Source organism: Rhodoferax sp., assembly GCF_018063565.1.
Taxonomy (GTDB): domain Bacteria; phylum Pseudomonadota; class Gammaproteobacteria; order Burkholderiales; family Burkholderiaceae_C; genus Rhodoferax.
In genome coordinates, this window is the sequence record NZ_JAGPBB010000044.1 from 1 (window position 1) to 15848 (window position 15848).

At 60.4% G+C, this 15848-nt stretch carries 10 protein-coding genes; all 10 read right to left on the bottom strand.

Translation table 11 applies throughout. The features are described from left to right. The coding region (gap, locus tag KBF66_RS11470; protein WP_296656565.1) for a type I glyceraldehyde-3-phosphate dehydrogenase at nt 1–868 on the bottom strand (868 nt) is incomplete at its 3' end. A gap of 236 nt (nt 869–1104) precedes the next feature. Then, nucleotides 1105–3615, bottom strand: coding sequence for an EAL domain-containing protein (locus tag KBF66_RS11475; protein WP_296656568.1), 2511 nt, complete (start codon nt 3613–3615; stop codon nt 1105–1107). Between the two features lie 15 nt (nt 3616–3630). Continuing rightward, nucleotides 3631–6642 carry a PAS-domain containing protein gene (locus KBF66_RS11480; protein WP_296656571.1) on the bottom strand — a complete coding sequence of 1004 codons (3012 nt, stop codon included), beginning with the start codon at nt 6640–6642 and terminating at the stop codon, nt 3631–3633. Beyond that, nucleotides 6639–8801, bottom strand: coding sequence for an HDOD domain-containing protein (locus KBF66_RS11485; protein WP_296656573.1), 2163 nt, complete (start codon nt 8799–8801; stop codon nt 6639–6641). The genes KBF66_RS11480 and KBF66_RS11485 overlap by 4 nt, the downstream gene beginning before the upstream one ends. A 43-nt stretch (nt 8802–8844) precedes the next feature. Continuing rightward, complete coding sequence (locus KBF66_RS11490; RefSeq protein WP_296656575.1) at nt 8845–10182, bottom strand: diguanylate cyclase; 1338 nt, start codon at nt 10180–10182, stop codon at nt 8845–8847. A 106-nt stretch (nt 10183–10288) separates the two neighbouring features. After that, nucleotides 10289–11212, bottom strand: a complete 924-nt coding sequence (locus KBF66_RS11495; RefSeq protein WP_296656578.1) for an ABC transporter permease — start codon at nt 11210–11212, stop codon at nt 10289–10291. Nucleotides 11213–11294: 82 nt separating this feature from the next. Beyond that, entirely contained in the window at nt 11295–12356 is a 1062-nt protein-coding gene (locus KBF66_RS11500; protein WP_296656580.1) for an ABC transporter permease, read from the bottom strand. Beyond that, nucleotides 12353–13906: an ABC transporter ATP-binding protein gene (locus KBF66_RS11505; RefSeq protein ID WP_296656582.1), complete on the bottom strand. Its 1554-nt coding sequence runs from the start codon at nt 13904–13906 to the stop codon at nt 12353–12355. The genes KBF66_RS11500 and KBF66_RS11505 overlap by 4 nt, the downstream gene beginning before the upstream one ends. 9 nt (nt 13907–13915) lie before the next feature. After that, entirely contained in the window at nt 13916–14917 is a 1002-nt protein-coding gene (locus tag KBF66_RS11510) for a BMP family protein (RefSeq protein WP_296656584.1), read from the bottom strand. A gap of 259 nt (nt 14918–15176) precedes the next feature. Beyond that, nucleotides 15177–15830, bottom strand: a complete 654-nt coding sequence (locus tag KBF66_RS11515) for a 2-dehydro-3-deoxy-6-phosphogalactonate aldolase (RefSeq protein ID WP_296656586.1) — start codon at nt 15828–15830, stop codon at nt 15177–15179. Nucleotides 15831–15848: the final 18 nt, after the last annotated feature.

Consider the following 15848-nt stretch of genomic DNA (forward strand, 5'->3'; position numbering starts at 1 on the left):
GGGTTTCGCCACGGAAATCGGTGGCCACCACCTTTTCGTCGGTGTAACCCAGCACACCCTTCATGGCACCTTCGGACTGGGCCTTGATTTCAGCGCAAATTTCGGCCATGGTGGCAGCGGTATTGAGTTCACAGGTCAAATCCACAACCGATACATCGCTGGTCGGCACACGGAAAGACATGCCGGTGAGCTTCTTGTTAAGCGATGGAATCACCACACCCACGGCTTTGGCAGCACCGGTGCTGCTGGGGATGATGTTTTCCAGAATGCCGCGGCCACCGCGCCAGTCTTTGTTGCTCGGGCCGTCGACCGTTTTTTGCGTCGCAGTGGCTGCGTGCACGGTGGTCATCAGGCCGCGCTTGATGCCAAACTTGTCATGAATCACCTTGGCCAGCGGGGCCAGACAGTTGGTGGTGCACGACGCGTTGCTGACGATGGCCTGGCCGGCGTAGGTGCTGTCGTTGACGCCAAACACAAACATCGGGGTGTCGTCTTTGGAAGGTGCCGAAAAGATCACCTTCTTGGCACCGGCGGCCAGGTGTTTTTCACCACCGGCCTTGTCCAGGAAAATGCCGGTGGATTCGATCACGATGTCGGCACCGACTTCGTTCCACTTCAGGTTGGTGGGGTCTTTTTCTTGCGTCAGGCGAATTTTCTTGCCATTGACGGTCAAGGTGTTGCCTTCTACCGACACCTCACCCTTGAAGCGCCCATGTACCGAGTCGTACTGCAACATGTAAGCGAGGTAGTTGGGTTCGAGCAGGTCGTTGATGGCCACCACTTCGATGTCAGGAAAACTCTGCAGGGCCGAGCGCAATACGTTACGTCCGATACGGCCAAAGCCGTTGATACCAATCTTGATCGTCATACTTTTCTCCAGGAGTTAAACAAAAACACACTCGTTGAGTCCGCCGGGCTGCAGTTAGCGTGCGGCAGGTTGGCTGACCCATCAGGGGGGACTAGCGTTCAATGCTGACATTTTACTTGCAGGTCTGACGAGCACCCTTGCGGCGGATCAAAAAACCGTGACCACTTCCATAGGCCAAGAAGCTACTTAATATATAGCTTAGATCACTAGTCAAACATGCGCCAGGAACACATTTGTTATGGAATCCGGGTCCAAGACGGGTCAGGCTTCCAGCGGGCGGCCCAGGCTGGCAGGTCTTGTGCCGGCATCGGCCGGGCAATGCCATAACCCTGCGCCAGATAGCAGCCGAGCTTGAGCAGTTGCACTCCGTGCTCCACGGTTTCCACACCCTCGGCAATCACCGTTCGCTGGAATGCCTTGGCCAGCCCGATGACCCCTTCGAGAATCGCCAGATCGTCGGCATTGATCAGCATGTCGCGTACAAAGCTCTGATCCATCTTGAGCGTGCTGACCGGCAGACGCTTCAGGTAGGTGAGCGACGAGTACCCGGTACCAAAATCATCCAGGGCAAACTCCACACCCATGTCGGAGCATTGCTTGATCACCTGCGACACACCGGCAATGTCTTCGAGCGCACTGGTCTCCAGCACTTCGAGCTCCAGGTTGGACGGATTCACCTCGGGGTGGCGCGCCAGGATCTGGCCCAAGCGAGCGGCAAAGTCCATTTGTTGCAACTGGCGCGCGCCCACATTCACGCTGACACTCACATCAAACCCCTGTGCCCGCCAGTTTTCGATCTGCTGCAGTGCGGTCTCAATGACCCATTCACCCACTTCAACTGCCAACGGGTGGTCCTCCACCGTGGGCAGGAAGGAGCCGGGCATTTGCATACCCAGCTCTGGGTGCTGCCAGCGCAGCAGTGCTTCGACACCCATCACCTTGCCGGTTTGCATATTGACTTTGGGCTGGTAGTGCAACAACAGTTCATTGCCCAGCAGCGCCTGGCGAATGCGCTTCAGGCTCTCATGGTGGCTGCGCAGACCACTGTCTTGCGCGGTATCGAACAGGTGAAAGCGGTTTTTGCCGGCCAGTTTGGCCTGGTACATGGCCTGGTCAGCCTGGCGCAGCAACTGCTCGGCATCAATGTCGAGGCTTTGCGGGTAAAAGGTCACACCCAGGCTGGCCGACACCTTGAGTGACACGTTCAGCAATTGCACCGGTTGTGCGGCCGCTTCGAGCAGTCGATTGAGCAGTGGCAGACTCGCTGCGGTGTTCTCCATGTCCAGCAGCACCGCGACAAACTCGTCTCCGCCAATACGCGCCAAGGTGTCGCCTTCGCGCAGCGTCTGCTTCATGCGCCGCGCCACCGTCATCAGCAGCAGATCACCTGCTTCATGCCCATGACTGTCGTTGATCACCTTGAAACCATCCAGATCCAGAAAGATCACCGCCAGTTGCTGGCCACGCCGTTGCGCCTGATTCATGCCCTGGCGCAGCCGGTCCGCCAGCAAGACGCGGTTCGGTAAACCTGTCAGCACATCGTAATGGGCAATGTGGTCCAGCTCCCGCTGGTGCTCTTTCATCGCGGTGATATCAGAGAACAGCGCCACGTAATTTTGCGGTTCACCCTGCGCGTTCAACACGGTGGAAATGGCGAGCATCTCCGCATAGACCTCGCCGCTCTTGCGCCGGTTCCAGATCTCACCGTACCAGTGTCCCTTGCTGACCAGCTGCTCCCACATCAGCTGATAGAACTCCTTGTTCTGATGGCCGGAACTCAAGAGGCGCGTGTGCTGACCGATCACCTCATCGCGGCTGTAGCCCGTGATGCGGGTGAAGGCATCGTTGACGTCGACAATGGTGCCGTCCAGTTCGGTGATCGAGATGCCCTCGCGGGCACTGGCAAACACACCGGCAGCAAGCTGCAGCTTGGCTTCGGCCTGTTTGCGCGCACTGATATCGGTCTTCACCGCGACGTAATGGGTCACCGTCCCGGTGCTGTCCTTGACCGGCGCAATTTGACAATCTTCCCAATAGACCTCGCCCGATTTGCGCCTGTTGACCAGCTCACCTTTCCAGGCCCTGCCAGCAGTCACCTGCGCCCACATCTGTACATATACACTGCCCGGCGTCAGGCCGGACTGCAACAGGCGCGGGTTCTGCCCGATCACTTCAGCCGCACGGTACCCAGTGACGGTGGTGAAATGTGGGTTGACGTATTCAATGCGGGCGTCCAGATCGGTGATCACCACAGAAGCGGCACTTTGCTCGATCGCCACGGTCAGCCGTTTCAGGCTGGCCTGGGTCCGCATGTGGTTGGCAACTTCGGTGATCAGCTGGTCGCGCTGGGCCATCACCTCGCGGCGCAACTGCTCACGCTCCACCAGATTGCGGATGCGCTGGCGTGCGGTTTCGACCTGGATCGGCTTGGTAATGTAGTCGGCGGCACCGAGTTCAAGGCCTTTCACCTCGGCGTCCAGTTCGTGCAGCGCGGTGACAAAAACAACCGGTATCTCGCTCAGCGTGGGTTCTGCCTTGAGGCGTCGGCAGGTTTCAAAGCCGTCCATGCCGGGCATCATGATGTCAAGCAGGATCAGGTCAGGTGGGTCCTGCAAGGCAAGCTGGATGCCCATCGGTCCGGAAGTTGCCAGCTGCAGGTCAAACTCGGACTTCAACGCCGCCCCCAGGGTCAGCAGATTGACCGGGGTGTCGTCAATGGCCAGTACTTTGGGCTTGGGGGCATCCATGATGCGTTCAGCTTATCAGACTTCGGGCCAGATCGACACCGACTGCAGCAAAGTCAGTGCATCTTCAAAACGCAAGGCCTTCACCAATGGTGCCGCTTCACCCAGGACCGCCGCCAGCGTCGACCGCGCCGCCGCTTGCTGCAGTGCCTCAAACTGCTCGATGGCATCGTATTTGTGCAACGCCAACAGGGCCCGGGTATGGTCGAGCATGCCTTGGAGGTGCGGCGAGTCCTGCAGTTCGGCCCCACGCGGCGGGACCTCCGACCGATGACCGGCTTCGACGCTGACCACCAGCCATTTGGCCAGGGCTTGCCGCAGTGCCTCCAGTCCGATCGGTTTGGTCAAAAAATCATCCATGCCAACCGACAGGCAATGCAGGCGGTCGTCTTCAAAGGCGTCGGCTGTCAGCGCAATCACGGGAACCCGCTTGCGCCCGGTGCTCTGCTCGTGCTGCCGAATGCTCAGCGTCGCGGTATAGCCGTCCATCACCGGCATGTGCAGGTCCATCAGCACCAGATCCGGCAAATCACCCTGCGCCAGCGCCGCGACCGCCTGCGCGCCGTCACCCACCACAACCACACTCAGCCCCAGGGTGCCCAGCAAGCCCTCGATCACCATGCAATTCACCGGATTGTCCTCAGCCACCAGAATGGTTCCGGCAAACTGCTGGCTCGAGGCGCTCGCGCTGGCCGCCGGGTTGAGCGCCGGGACCAACTCGCCCACCGGCAGTGGCTGCGACGGCGCCACTTCGGCACCAACCCGAAACCAAAATCTGGCACCCTGGCCCGGCTCACTTTCGACACCCACAGTGCCGCCAAACAGGCTGGCCAGACGGCTGACGATCGACAAGCCCAGGCCGGAGCCACCATATTCGCGGGTGGTGGAACTGTCAGCCTGGGAAAACGCCTCAAACAATTGCAACTGTTTGTCGTGGGCAATGCCGATACCGGTGTCGGTGACCGCGAACTCAAGCTCCGCCTTGCTGTCCACACGGTCGAGTTCAGTGGCTTCGATCCGGACCTGCCCTTGGCTGGTGAACTTGATGGCATTGCCAATCAGATTGGACAGCATCTGCCGCAGTCGGTAAGCATCGGTCAGATAACGTGCGCCCGACTGCCCCAGCCACTGCTGCTCCAGCAGCAAACCCTTGTTTTTTGCAGCGCCGGAAAACAGGGCCACGGTTTCCTGCAACAACTCGGCGGGTGACACCGCTGCACAGTCCAGTTCCATGCGCCCGGCCTCGATTTTGGACAAATCGAGAATATCGTTGAGCAAAGCCAGCAGCGACTGTCCGGAACTGAGCACAGTCCGCGCGTACTCCTGTCGGTCACGCTCGCTCAGGCCGATCTGGTTCAGCAACTGCGCCATTCCCAAAATGCCGTTCATCGGTGTGCGTATTTCATGCGACATGGTGGCCAGAAAGCGGCTTTTGGCAATGTTGGCCGCTTGCGCCTCCTCGGTGGCACGAACCAGGTCAGTGATGTCAATGCGGTAGCCCACTGAGCAGCCGTCGGGCAACCGTCGCTCAATGACGCGCAGAATCCGGCCATCCGACAGGCGTTGCAACATGGAGCGGTCAGCGCCCTGATGCAAGGCCACACGTTGCGCTACCCAGGTGTCCACCTGGCCCGCTGCATCGGGGTACTGTCCGCGCTGGGCACCGATGCGCACAATGTCCTCAAAACGTGCGCCAGGCGAAATCACATCCGAGGCCAGCGCGTAAAGTCGACGGTACTTCTCATTGCAGTACAACAAGCGGTCGTCTGCATCGAAGATCACAAAGGCCTCGTCAATGGAGTCGATGGCACCACGCAACAGTTGCATGTTCTGCATCGCCTGACCCTGTGCACGCTGGCGCTCGGTGATATCGCTGAAGGTGGTGACAAAGCCACCGCCAGGCATCGGGGCAGAACGGATATCGAGCACAGTTCCGTTGGGACGCGTGCGCTCGTACTGAAGTGCCAGCCCCTGGCGGATCTGTGACAGGCGCTCCGCCATAATTTCACGCTGATCGCCCGAACCAAACTCACCCAGTGCGATCTGGAACTGCAAAATGCGCTCAAAACTGACGGGTGTTGGCTGAAACAAGTGGTCTGGCAAATCCAGTCCACTTTGGTAGAGCCCATTCTTGGCGATCAGGTTCAGATCCTGGTCAAAAGCGCACAAGGCGACCGGAATGCTGTCCAGAATGCCCTGCAACAAGGTGTTGTTGCGTTGCAGCGCCTCCTGGGCGGCACGACGTTCGGTGATGTCGCTGACCACAGCAATGAACTGCTGTATACGTCCGGCCCCATTGCGGCACAAGGTAATGGACTCGTCGACGTAATACAGATGACCGGCCTTGTGGCGATTCACCAACTCACCTTGCCAGGCCCCCTTGTCAAGCACATCGCGCCACAAGCTGGCAAAGAAGCGCTGATCGTGCCGTCCTGATGACAACATCCTGGGGTTATGCCCGAGCAGCTCCGCCGCGCTATAGCCGGTGATACGGCACAGCGCCGGGTTGACCTCGACCATGACACCCGCTGCATTGGTGATCATGATGCCGTCGTAGGACTGAGTGAGCACCGCCGTGGCACGCCGCATATCGGTATCACGTTGATAGCGCAACATGGCGTAGCGCAAGGCCTTGTGCAGATACTTGGCCTCACCACCCTTGCTCAGATAGTCTTCAGCACCGGACTGGATGGCCGCCTGGTTGGCGGCCAGATCATCGAGCCCGGTGAGCACGATGACAGGGGCGTCAATCAGCGCGCGGCACATCTGCACCGTCTCAACCCCCCGCGAATCCGGCAAATTCAGGTCCAGTAACACCACGTCGGGCTGGAATCGCCCCGCCTGGACCAGTTGGCGCGCCTGTGCCATGGACTGCGCCACATGCACTTCATAACGCTCAGCAGTGTCTTGCGACAACTGCAGGCGAATCAGGCCAATGTCGCCGGGTTCGTCTTCGATCAGCAGTACCACCTTGGCCATGGCCTGGTGTTGCCCGTGACCGCTCAACTCTGAAAATTTGCCTGCGCTCATGATCTTGTCGCGTCGACCTCGGCGCCTGGCAGACGCTGTGGCAGTTCAAAGCCAAAAAGGCTTCCCTTGCCCTCCCCGGCGGATTCGGCCCAGATGCGTCCGCCCTGATGCTCAGCGATCTTGCGGCACAGGGCCAGGCCAATACCGGTACCCTCAAACGCCGTGCGTGGCTGCAGGCGTGAAAAGACCTGAAACAAACGACCCGATTGCGACGGTGCAAACCCAATGCCGTTGTCTGCCACACAGAAACGCCAGACACCAGGCTCTGCGTGACTGGTGAGGCGGATGTCGGGTGTACGTTGCGCATCGCGAAACTTCAAGGCATTGGACAGCAGGTTTTGCACCAACCGCAGTGTCTGCAGCGGGCTGACCAGCACCATGGGCCAGTCTCCCAGGCATTGCACTTGTGCTCCGGTTTCACGAATGCCGGGTTGCAGGAATTGCAGCGCCTGCTCAACCATGCCCCGGCTCTCGACCCAGCGGGTCGGTTCGCCCTGGCGTCCGATCCGTGAATAGTCGAGCAGACCCAACATCATGGCGTCCATGTGACGCGCACCATCCAACGCAAAATCGAAGTAGGCACGTTGTTGCACGCCAAGATGTGGTGCCAGGTCTTTTTCCAGCAGTTGCAGATAGCTGCTGATCATGCGCAGGGGCTGACGCAGGTCATGTGAGATGGTGTAGCTGAACTGCTCCAGTTCAGCATTGGAACGCAACAGTTCGGTCTCGATGTGTTTGCGCTGGGTGATGTCCATGTGGGTGCCCACCACCCGCAGCGGTGCCCCATCGGGGGCGCGTTCCACCACTTTGGCACGATCCATCACCCAGATCCAGCTGCCATTTTTATGGCGCAAGCGATGCTCGTTCTCGTAGCCCGGCGTCTGCCCCTTGAAATGCTGCTGCATGTCGTGGATCACCCGATCACGGTCGTCCGGGTGTACCAGTTGCCGCCAGCTGTCCATATGGGGCACGATTTCCCTGGACCGATAACCCAGGATGTTGCACCAGCGCTCATTGAGCACCACGGCACCGCTGGGTACATGCCAGTCCCAAGAGCCCAACTCAGCACCCTGAAGCGCCAACTCCATGCGTTGTTCGTTGGCAAGGTCGCGCTGGCGTGCCTCTTCGATGCGTTGATTCAGCCGGGCAAACTCTGCCGCAAAAGCCGCATGAGCCGATGGCTCCCCAGAGCCGGGAGCTGCGGCTGAATCCATTGTGGGTGTCTGAATTGACGCCACGGGTGCCAACTTGGCCAGCTCGGCAAAGGGAGGGAGTGTCGTCGCGTCAACCTGCAGCAGCCGGCTCCAGTCAGCCCAGTCCGCCACGGAGGCATCACACAGGGTCAACAATTCGGCAGGCTCAATGCCCTGCTCTGCACCCAATGTCAGCAAATCCTGAACCCAGGTCTGGCGGCTGTCGGCTGGGGTCAAACAAATGGTCGCCACCAGGCTACCCAGACGCAATAACCACACCAGCAAACTGAGGCGTGAATGCGTGCCAGAAGCGGGGGCATCATCCGACTCAAACAACATCGCCGGTTCAACCAAAGCTTCAGGAAACCCCCAGTCGAGCAGCATCTCCGCGGTCAACTCAGCGTGGTCAAAGTCATACCTTTCACGCTCCAGGGCCAACTGACGCGCCATGTGCCCCCCCCCAGACAAACGCACCGCGCCATAGGTCTTCGGAAACAGGCCCGCCAGCCCGAGTTCGCCCACATGGGACAGCAGGCCCAGCGTGAACGCCTCATCGGCCTGGACCACCCGCACCCGACCCGAAACATGGCGCATGGCCACGGCACAGGCCAGAGCGCGCGACCAGAAAGCGTCGTAATCAAAACCGGGGCAACTGTGCACCTGGCGCTGCCCCATCAGCGAGACCGCCAGCGTCAGCCCACGGACGGCGTTTTGCCCAAGAATGCTGATGGCATCACGGATCGCCAAAATCGGGCGCGTGCCTGCAAACTGGCAGCTGTTGGCCAGCTTGATCAGGCGGGCCACCAAGGCTGGATCGGCTTCGACGGCATGGGCAAGTTCTGCGGCCGTGGAATTGTCCTTCTGTGTCAGGCGCAGCACAGCCAGCGCCGCGCCTTTGGGCGATGGCAACAAGCCCGAAGTTTTGAGGGAGGCAAAGCGTGACTTCAGGACCGGATTGGATCGCATATCAAACTCAATCGCTGGGTGTTAAGGGCCACAAACGCTGCGCTCACTGCGGATGACGCCGCTCGGACTGGGTTGGGCTCGGCTGCTCGGGTGCCGCCGCAAGGACTTCGGCGGTGCCAAGCTCAACACAATTGCGACCGGCGGCCTTGGCGCGGTAGAGGGCAGCGTCGGCTGCGATGAACAAGGTTTCAATGTTCTGCCCATGTTCGGGAAAACAGGCAACACCAAAACTGCAGGTCATGCGTGACAGGGGAGCCACGTCGGACCACTCGATTTGTTCAAACTTGCATCGCAACTTTTCTGCCAGTTTGGCCAGATCAGCAAGGGGGGTGTCGGCACAGACCAGCAAAAACTCCTCGCCACCCCAACGAAACAGGTAGTCGGTAGCGCGTATTTCTGACTCAATGACCTTGGCCAGATGCCTGAGAACGCGGTCACCTACGGCATGCCCAAACTCGTCGTTGACACGTTTGAAATGGTCCAGATCGAAAAAACACAGACCCAATGGAATCTGCAAACGGCGGCAAAGCTCGATTTGCCGCGCCAGCACCTTGTCGCACTCACGGCGATTGAGCAGACCCGTCAGCGGGTCGTGCGAGGCCATGTTCTGCAGTTGCAACTCGGTGTTCTTGCGATTGGTGATGTTCTGCACCATCCCCACCATACGGGTCGGGACCCCCTGAGCGCTGCGTTCACAGACCCGGCCACGGTCACACACCCAAAGGTAATGACCGTTGCGATTGCGCAGGCGGTACTCGGCCACGTAGCGCTCGCGCTTGTCGCCAATATGCTCTTGCAGGATGTTTTGCACCCAATGAGCATCGTCGGGATGGATGTTGGCGCTCCAGGTGTCAAGCGTCGGCCGCATTTCGCTCGGGCCGTAACCGAGCATCCGTTCGAGCTGCGGGCTGAAAAACACCTCGTTGGTCTTCAGGTTCCAGTCCCATAGGCCGTCTGAGGCTTCGGTGAGGGCATAGCGCAGCTGCGTGTCCCGATTGTGCAGATCACGCTCAATGGCCAGACGCTGGCTGATGTCGCGGGCAATCGACAAAAAATACTCACAGCCCTGATGAAAAAAGGCCCTGGTGTTGACTTCAACTGGCACCTCGGCACCGGTTTTGTGGCGGTGTTGCCCAATGAAGACAAAACTGTCTGTGGCACGGATGGCCTGCGCAATGCTGACCCACTGGTCCATGCCGATCACGTCCTTTTGCAAACTCAATACCGAATGGTTGAGTACCTCGTCACGCATCATACCCAGCTGGGTCAGGGCGGCGGCGTTGCAATCCAGGATATTGGAACTCTCCGGATCGATCAGAAATACGCCGTCCGGCAGGTGTTGAAATAAAGCCGCACAAAGCGGTCCGGGCAACGATGTCATGCTACTCCTTGCATTTTGCCTGTGCCAGACAAACGGCACGCCGACGATCCCCGAGATTACAACCGATCTTGCTGCAAGGCACCGCACGCACCGTGCGACTGCTGGCCTAACGCTCGCCCTTGCGATACGGCTTCATCAGCGCCTGCGGGTAACTCGCCTTGCGCGCCACCAGGATCAGTGCCGCAATCGACAGCACATACGGCAGCATCAGGTACAACTGGTACGGCAGCGCAGCATCACCGGCTTGCTGCAATCGCAGTTGCAAGGCGTCAAAAAAAGCAAACAGCAGCGCGCCCAGCAACGCCTTGCCGGGTCGCCACGAGGCAAACACCACCAGCGCCACGCAAATCCAGCCACGACCGTTGACCATATTGAAAAAGAAGGCGTTAAAGGCCGACAGCGTCAAAAACGAGCCCGCCACCGCCATCAGCGCAGAGCCCGCCACAATCGCTCCGGTCCGCACCCGCACCACCGACACGCCCTGCCCTTCCGCCGCCTGCGGGTTTTCACCCACCATGCGCAGCGCCAGACCCACCGGTGTTTTGAATAGAACATAGGTCATCAGCGGCACCGCCAGCAAGGCCAGCAGAGTCATGGCGGTTTGTTGCGCCAGAATTGGCACCGGCAACCACCCCATCTCGGCAAACGGGGTGATGGTGGGTGGTGTCGACACCTTGGGGAAACTCACCCGGTAGCCGTAATAGCTCAGCGCGGTAGCTAACAAGGTGATACCAAGCCCCGACACATGCTGGGACAAGGCCAGCGAAACCGTCAGGAAAGCATGCAACACACCCAACACGGCACCGGTCAGCGCCGCCACCCCCACCCCCAGCCACAACGAGCCGCCGCTGTACACCGCCAGCCAGCCGGTAAAGGCACCGGCCACCATGATGCCCTCAATACCCAAGTTAAGCACTCCGGCGCGCTCACACAACAGTACACCCAGTGTGCCGAGAATCAGCGGTGTGGCAATGCGTAGCACCGCCACCCAGAACGCCGGGTTGGAGAGGATGTCCAAAAATTCGCTCATTGCTGCCGCTGCGCCGGTGCGCCTCCTGCAAGGCGCAGCCCCTCGGGGGGCAGCGCAGTACACCATGTGACGGGTGTGGGGGTCATTTCGCCCTCACCCGGTATTGCGCCAACAAACTGGCCACCAGCACCGCGATCAGCGAGGTGGCCACGATCACATCGGCTATGTAGGTTGGCACGCCGATAACGCGGCTCATGCTGTCGGCACCGACCAGCACCCCGGCAACAAACACACTGCCCAGCACCACCCCCAGCGGGTGCAGGCCGGCCAGCATGGCAATCACAATGCCGCTGTAACCATAACCCGGTGACATGTCCAGCGTCAGGTAACTGGTGCGCCCGGCCACCTCGATGGCACCCGCCAGCCCGGCCAAGCCACCCGAGAGCAAGGCCACCAGCACCACGGTGCGGGTCACCGACACCCCGGCAAACGCCGCCGCCCGCGCATTGGCACCGACCGCCCGGATGTCAAAGCCCAGCACGCTGTACTTTAACAACGCCCACAGTCCCAGCGCCAGCGCCAGCCCCCACAGCAAGCCACTGTGCACGCGGGTTTGCGCAATCAGCTTACCCAACTCCAGCTCTGGCAACAACGCCACACTTTGTGGCCAGCCCATGGCGGTGGGATCCTTCATCGGACCGTCGAGCATCAGTGACACCGCCAGCAGCACAATGAAGTTCAGCAACAAGGTGGTGACCACCTCGTCCACGCCGAGCCGCGCTTTCAACAAGGCTGGCCCGAGCAGCAAGCCAGCCCCGGCCAGTGCAGCAGCCAGCATCATCAGCACAAACAGCAGGGCCGGGGGCAGATCAAATCCGCTGCCGCCGTGCAGCCCACCCACCGCCACCGCGGCCATTGCACCGGCGTACAACTGACCCTCTGCGCCAATATTGAACAGCCTGGCCTTGAACGCCACCGCAGCGGCCAGTCCGGTCAGCAGCAAGGGGATGGCCCGGGTCAGGGTCTCGCTCCAGGCAAAGACCGAACCAAAGCCACCTTTGAGCAGCAAAACATAGGTCTGTCCCACCGGCGCGCCGGCCCACATGACCAGCAGCGCGCTGATCAACAACGTGAACAGCACCGCCCCCAGTGGCGCCAGCGCCAGGGCGAGTGACGAGGTTTGGCTGCGTCTTTCGAGTCTCATGGGTGAACTCCCACGCCCGCCATGGCCAGACCGATGGCTTCGCGGCTCCATTCCAACGCAGGTCGGGCAGCCGTCAACTGGCCGGCGTGCATCACCGCCACGCGGTCACCCAGCGTCAACACCTCGTCCAGATCGTCCGATATCAGCAGCACGGCCGCGCCGGCGTCGCGCGCGGCGATCAACTGCGCCTGCACGTAGGCCACGGCACCGATGTCCAGACCCCAGGTGGGCTGGTGCGCAATGATCAGTCTTGGCACATTGGAATGATGATGCGCCATATTATTTGTAGCTACCAACTCAGGCTGCATAAGCGCTCGGCCTAAAATAAGCTTCTGCATGTTGCCACCTGACAAGGACCGGGCCGCTACCAGCGGGCCACCGCCGCGCACGTCAAAGGCGTCCAGCACACGCTTGGCGTAGGCACGCGCGTGCGCGCGTCGAACCCAGCCCCAGCGTGAAAAAACCGGGCTGCGCAAGCGCTCGGACACCGCGTTCTCCCACACCGGCAAATCACCTACCACCCCGACGGCGTGCCGGTCTTCGGGGATCCGTGCCACACCCAGCGCCACCAGCTCAGCCGGATGCTGCGGCATCGGCTGGTCCAGAAACATGACGCTGCCAGCGCTGGCCTGACGTGTGCCACACAGCAGTTCGGCCAGCGCCACCTGACCGTTGCCCGACACCCCGGCGATGGCCACAATCTCACCCGCGTGGAGTGCCAGGCTGAGCTGTTCCAACCGCTCCCGCCCGGTCCCAGTGCTGACTCGATCAAGCACACACACCGCATCACCCACCGCTGAAGCGGGCCGGCGCTCAGGCGGAGCCACGGCGTGCCCGACCATCCACTGCGCCAGCTGGGCTTGTGTCGTGCCTTGGGCGGGTGCCTCGGCGACCAGGCGGCCTGCGCGCAGGACCGCTACCCGGTTCGAGACACGCAGCACCTCGCCCAATTTATGGCTGATGAAAATAATAGCTAAACCCTGTGTCACCATCTGGGCTAGAACCTCAAAAAGGCTCTCAGACTCTTGCGGCGTCAACACGGCGGTAGGCTCATCCAGAATCAAAATGCGCGCGCCCCGATACAGGGCCTTGAGAATCTCGACCCGCTGGCGCTCACCCACCGACAGGTTGCCCACCTTGGCCTTGGGGTCCACACTCAAGCCAAATTCAAGCGCCACCGCCTTGAGCTTGTCCAGTGCATCGCGCTGGCGGGTGAAGGGCTGCCACAGCGACTCGCTGCCCATCATCACGTTGTCTTGCACACTCAGGTTGTCAGCCAGCGTGAAATGCTGGTGCACCATGCCAATGCCTGCGGCCAGAGCGGCTTTGGGGTCGCCCGGGGGCAAGGGGCGGCCATTGACGTGGATCTCACCAGCATCGGCGGTGTAGTGGCCAAAGAGGATCGACACCAGCGTGGACTTGCCCGCACCGTTCTCGCCCAGCAGCGCCAAAATCTCGCCAGACCCGAGTTCCAGCGAGATATTGTCATTGGCCACCAGGGCGCCAAAGCGCTTGGTGATGCCGGTGAGGGAGAGAACCGGTTGGGACAAACGGGCTGCTTACTTGGCCGTGGACTTGGGCTGCCCGTCGTCGACCTTGACCACAAACTTGCCGGCCACGATGTCGGCCTCTTTGGCCTTGACCTTGGCAACGATGTCGGTGGGCACCTTTTTCTCGAACGTGCCCAAAGGTGCCAGCGACGAGCCTTTGTGCTTCATCATCGAATATTGACCGTAGTCTTCAGCGGTGAACTTGCCTTCTTTGGCGAGTTTGATGGCACGGTCGGCAGAGGGCTCAAAATGCCACAGGGCCGATGCCACCACGGTATCGGGGTACTGCGCCTGGGTGTTGATCACATTGCCGATGGCCAGCGTGCCTTTTTCCTTGGCCGCATCCGACACGCCAAAACGCTCGGCGTACATCACATCGGCACCCTTGTCGATCATGGCAAAAGCGGCCTCCTTGGCCTTGGGCGGATCAAACCAGCTGTTGATAAAGCTCACGCTGAACTCCACCTTGGGGTTGGTTTCCCTGGCACCCGCCATGAAAGCGTTCATCAGCCGGTTGACCTCAGGAATGGGAAAGCCACCCACCATGCCGATCTTGTTGCTCTTGGTCATGCTGCCCGCCACCATGCCCGAAAGATAAGCCGGTTCCTGAATGTAATTGTCAAATACGCTGAAGTTGGGCGCGGCAGGTTTGCCGCTGGAGCCCATCAGGAACGACACCTTGGGAAAGTCTTTGGCCACCTTGCGCGCAGCCGCTTCCACCGCAAAGGCTTCACCGACGATCAACTGGCTGCCGCCGGTGGCATATTCCCGCATGACGCGCTCGTAGTCGGCGTTGCTGACATTTTCTGACGCCTTGTATTCGATCTCGCCACGCGCCTCGGCCGCTTTTAGCGCCTGGTGCAAGCGGCCCGCCCACTGTTGCTCAAAGGGCACGGTGTAAATACCGGCCACTTTGAGTTTGGCCTGGGCCATTGTGAGGCCAGGGGTCAGGGCGACCAGCGAAGCGGCCAAAAGAATGGCCTGGCGACGGTTATACGGATTGAAAGTCATAGGTTCTCCAGTTGAATAAAAACACACAATAGATTGCTGCCTGCGGCCATTGACCGTTGCATGACGGCTGCTCATTCATGCCAACTTGAAGCATGTTACATGCCAGTCATACGCAAGCATCGCCGTCCACAAGGCTGAATGTTAAGCCTGACACCGTCGCACGCTTTCGCTTTAACCCGTTTTCGCGACACCCCAACTCAGCCTGGCGTGAGTTTGAACCGTTGCTTCAATGGCTCGCAAACGCTTCAAATCTGTCGCCTCAGACCGGATGCACAACACGCCACGCGGCGACAAACAGACGCGCTGTGGCTGAGGTTTGCTGTGCCGTCATCCCCGGCTTGTAAAGCGCCGAACCGAGACCAAAACCAGTGGCGCCGGCATCCACATAAGGTTTAATGGACTCGGGCTGGATGCCACCGACCGGCAGCAAGCCAGTACCTTTGGGCAACACAGCGCGCATGGCCTTCAGCACGGCAGGCGTCACCAGCTCCGCCGGAAATATCTTGAGTGCGTCGGCACCCGCTGCCAGTGCCGCAAAAGCCTCGGTCGGTGTGGCGATGCCAGGCACACAGAGAAGCCCGGCGGACTTGGCGGCCCGAATCAGATTGACGTCTGCATGTGGCATGACCGCCAATTCAGCGCCACAGTCGCACAGCAGGCTGATCTGACCGAACGCAAGCACCGTACCGGCACCCACCAACACCTCAGCAGGAAGTGCCTGGCGCAGTGCGGCAATGCTCGCGAACGGGTCAGGCGAATTGAGCGGCACTTCAATCAGACGAAAGCCCGCATTCGCCAGGCTGACTCCGATCTCAACCACCTCCTGCGGCCTGACACCGCGCAGGATTGCCACCAAGGGCATCGCCGCGAGCGCTGCGGCAAAGCGATCTGTCATCGTGGCGTGGTGAGGCATGTGTTCTCCAGAAAATAG

Coding starts and splice junctions, on each gene's coding strand:
- KBF66_RS11480 (WP_296656571.1), bottom strand. CDS start 6,642: ATGAGCGCAGGCAAATTTTCAGAGTTGAGCGGTCACGGGCAACACCAG.
- KBF66_RS11515 (WP_296656586.1), bottom strand. CDS start 15,830: ATGCCTCACCACGCCACGATGACAGATCGCTTTGCCGCAGCGCTCGCG.
- KBF66_RS11495 (WP_296656578.1), bottom strand. CDS start 11,212: ATGAGCGAATTTTTGGACATCCTCTCCAACCCGGCGTTCTGGGTGGCG.
- KBF66_RS11490 (WP_296656575.1), bottom strand. CDS start 10,182: ATGACATCGTTGCCCGGACCGCTTTGTGCGGCTTTATTTCAACACCTG.
- KBF66_RS11510 (WP_296656584.1), bottom strand. CDS start 14,917: ATGACTTTCAATCCGTATAACCGTCGCCAGGCCATTCTTTTGGCCGCT.
- KBF66_RS11485 (WP_296656573.1), bottom strand. CDS start 8,801: ATGCGATCCAATCCGGTCCTGAAGTCACGCTTTGCCTCCCTCAAAACT.
- KBF66_RS11500 (WP_296656580.1), bottom strand. CDS start 12,356: ATGAGACTCGAAAGACGCAGCCAAACCTCGTCACTCGCCCTGGCGCTG.
- KBF66_RS11475 (WP_296656568.1), bottom strand. CDS start 3,615: ATGGATGCCCCCAAGCCCAAAGTACTGGCCATTGACGACACCCCGGTC.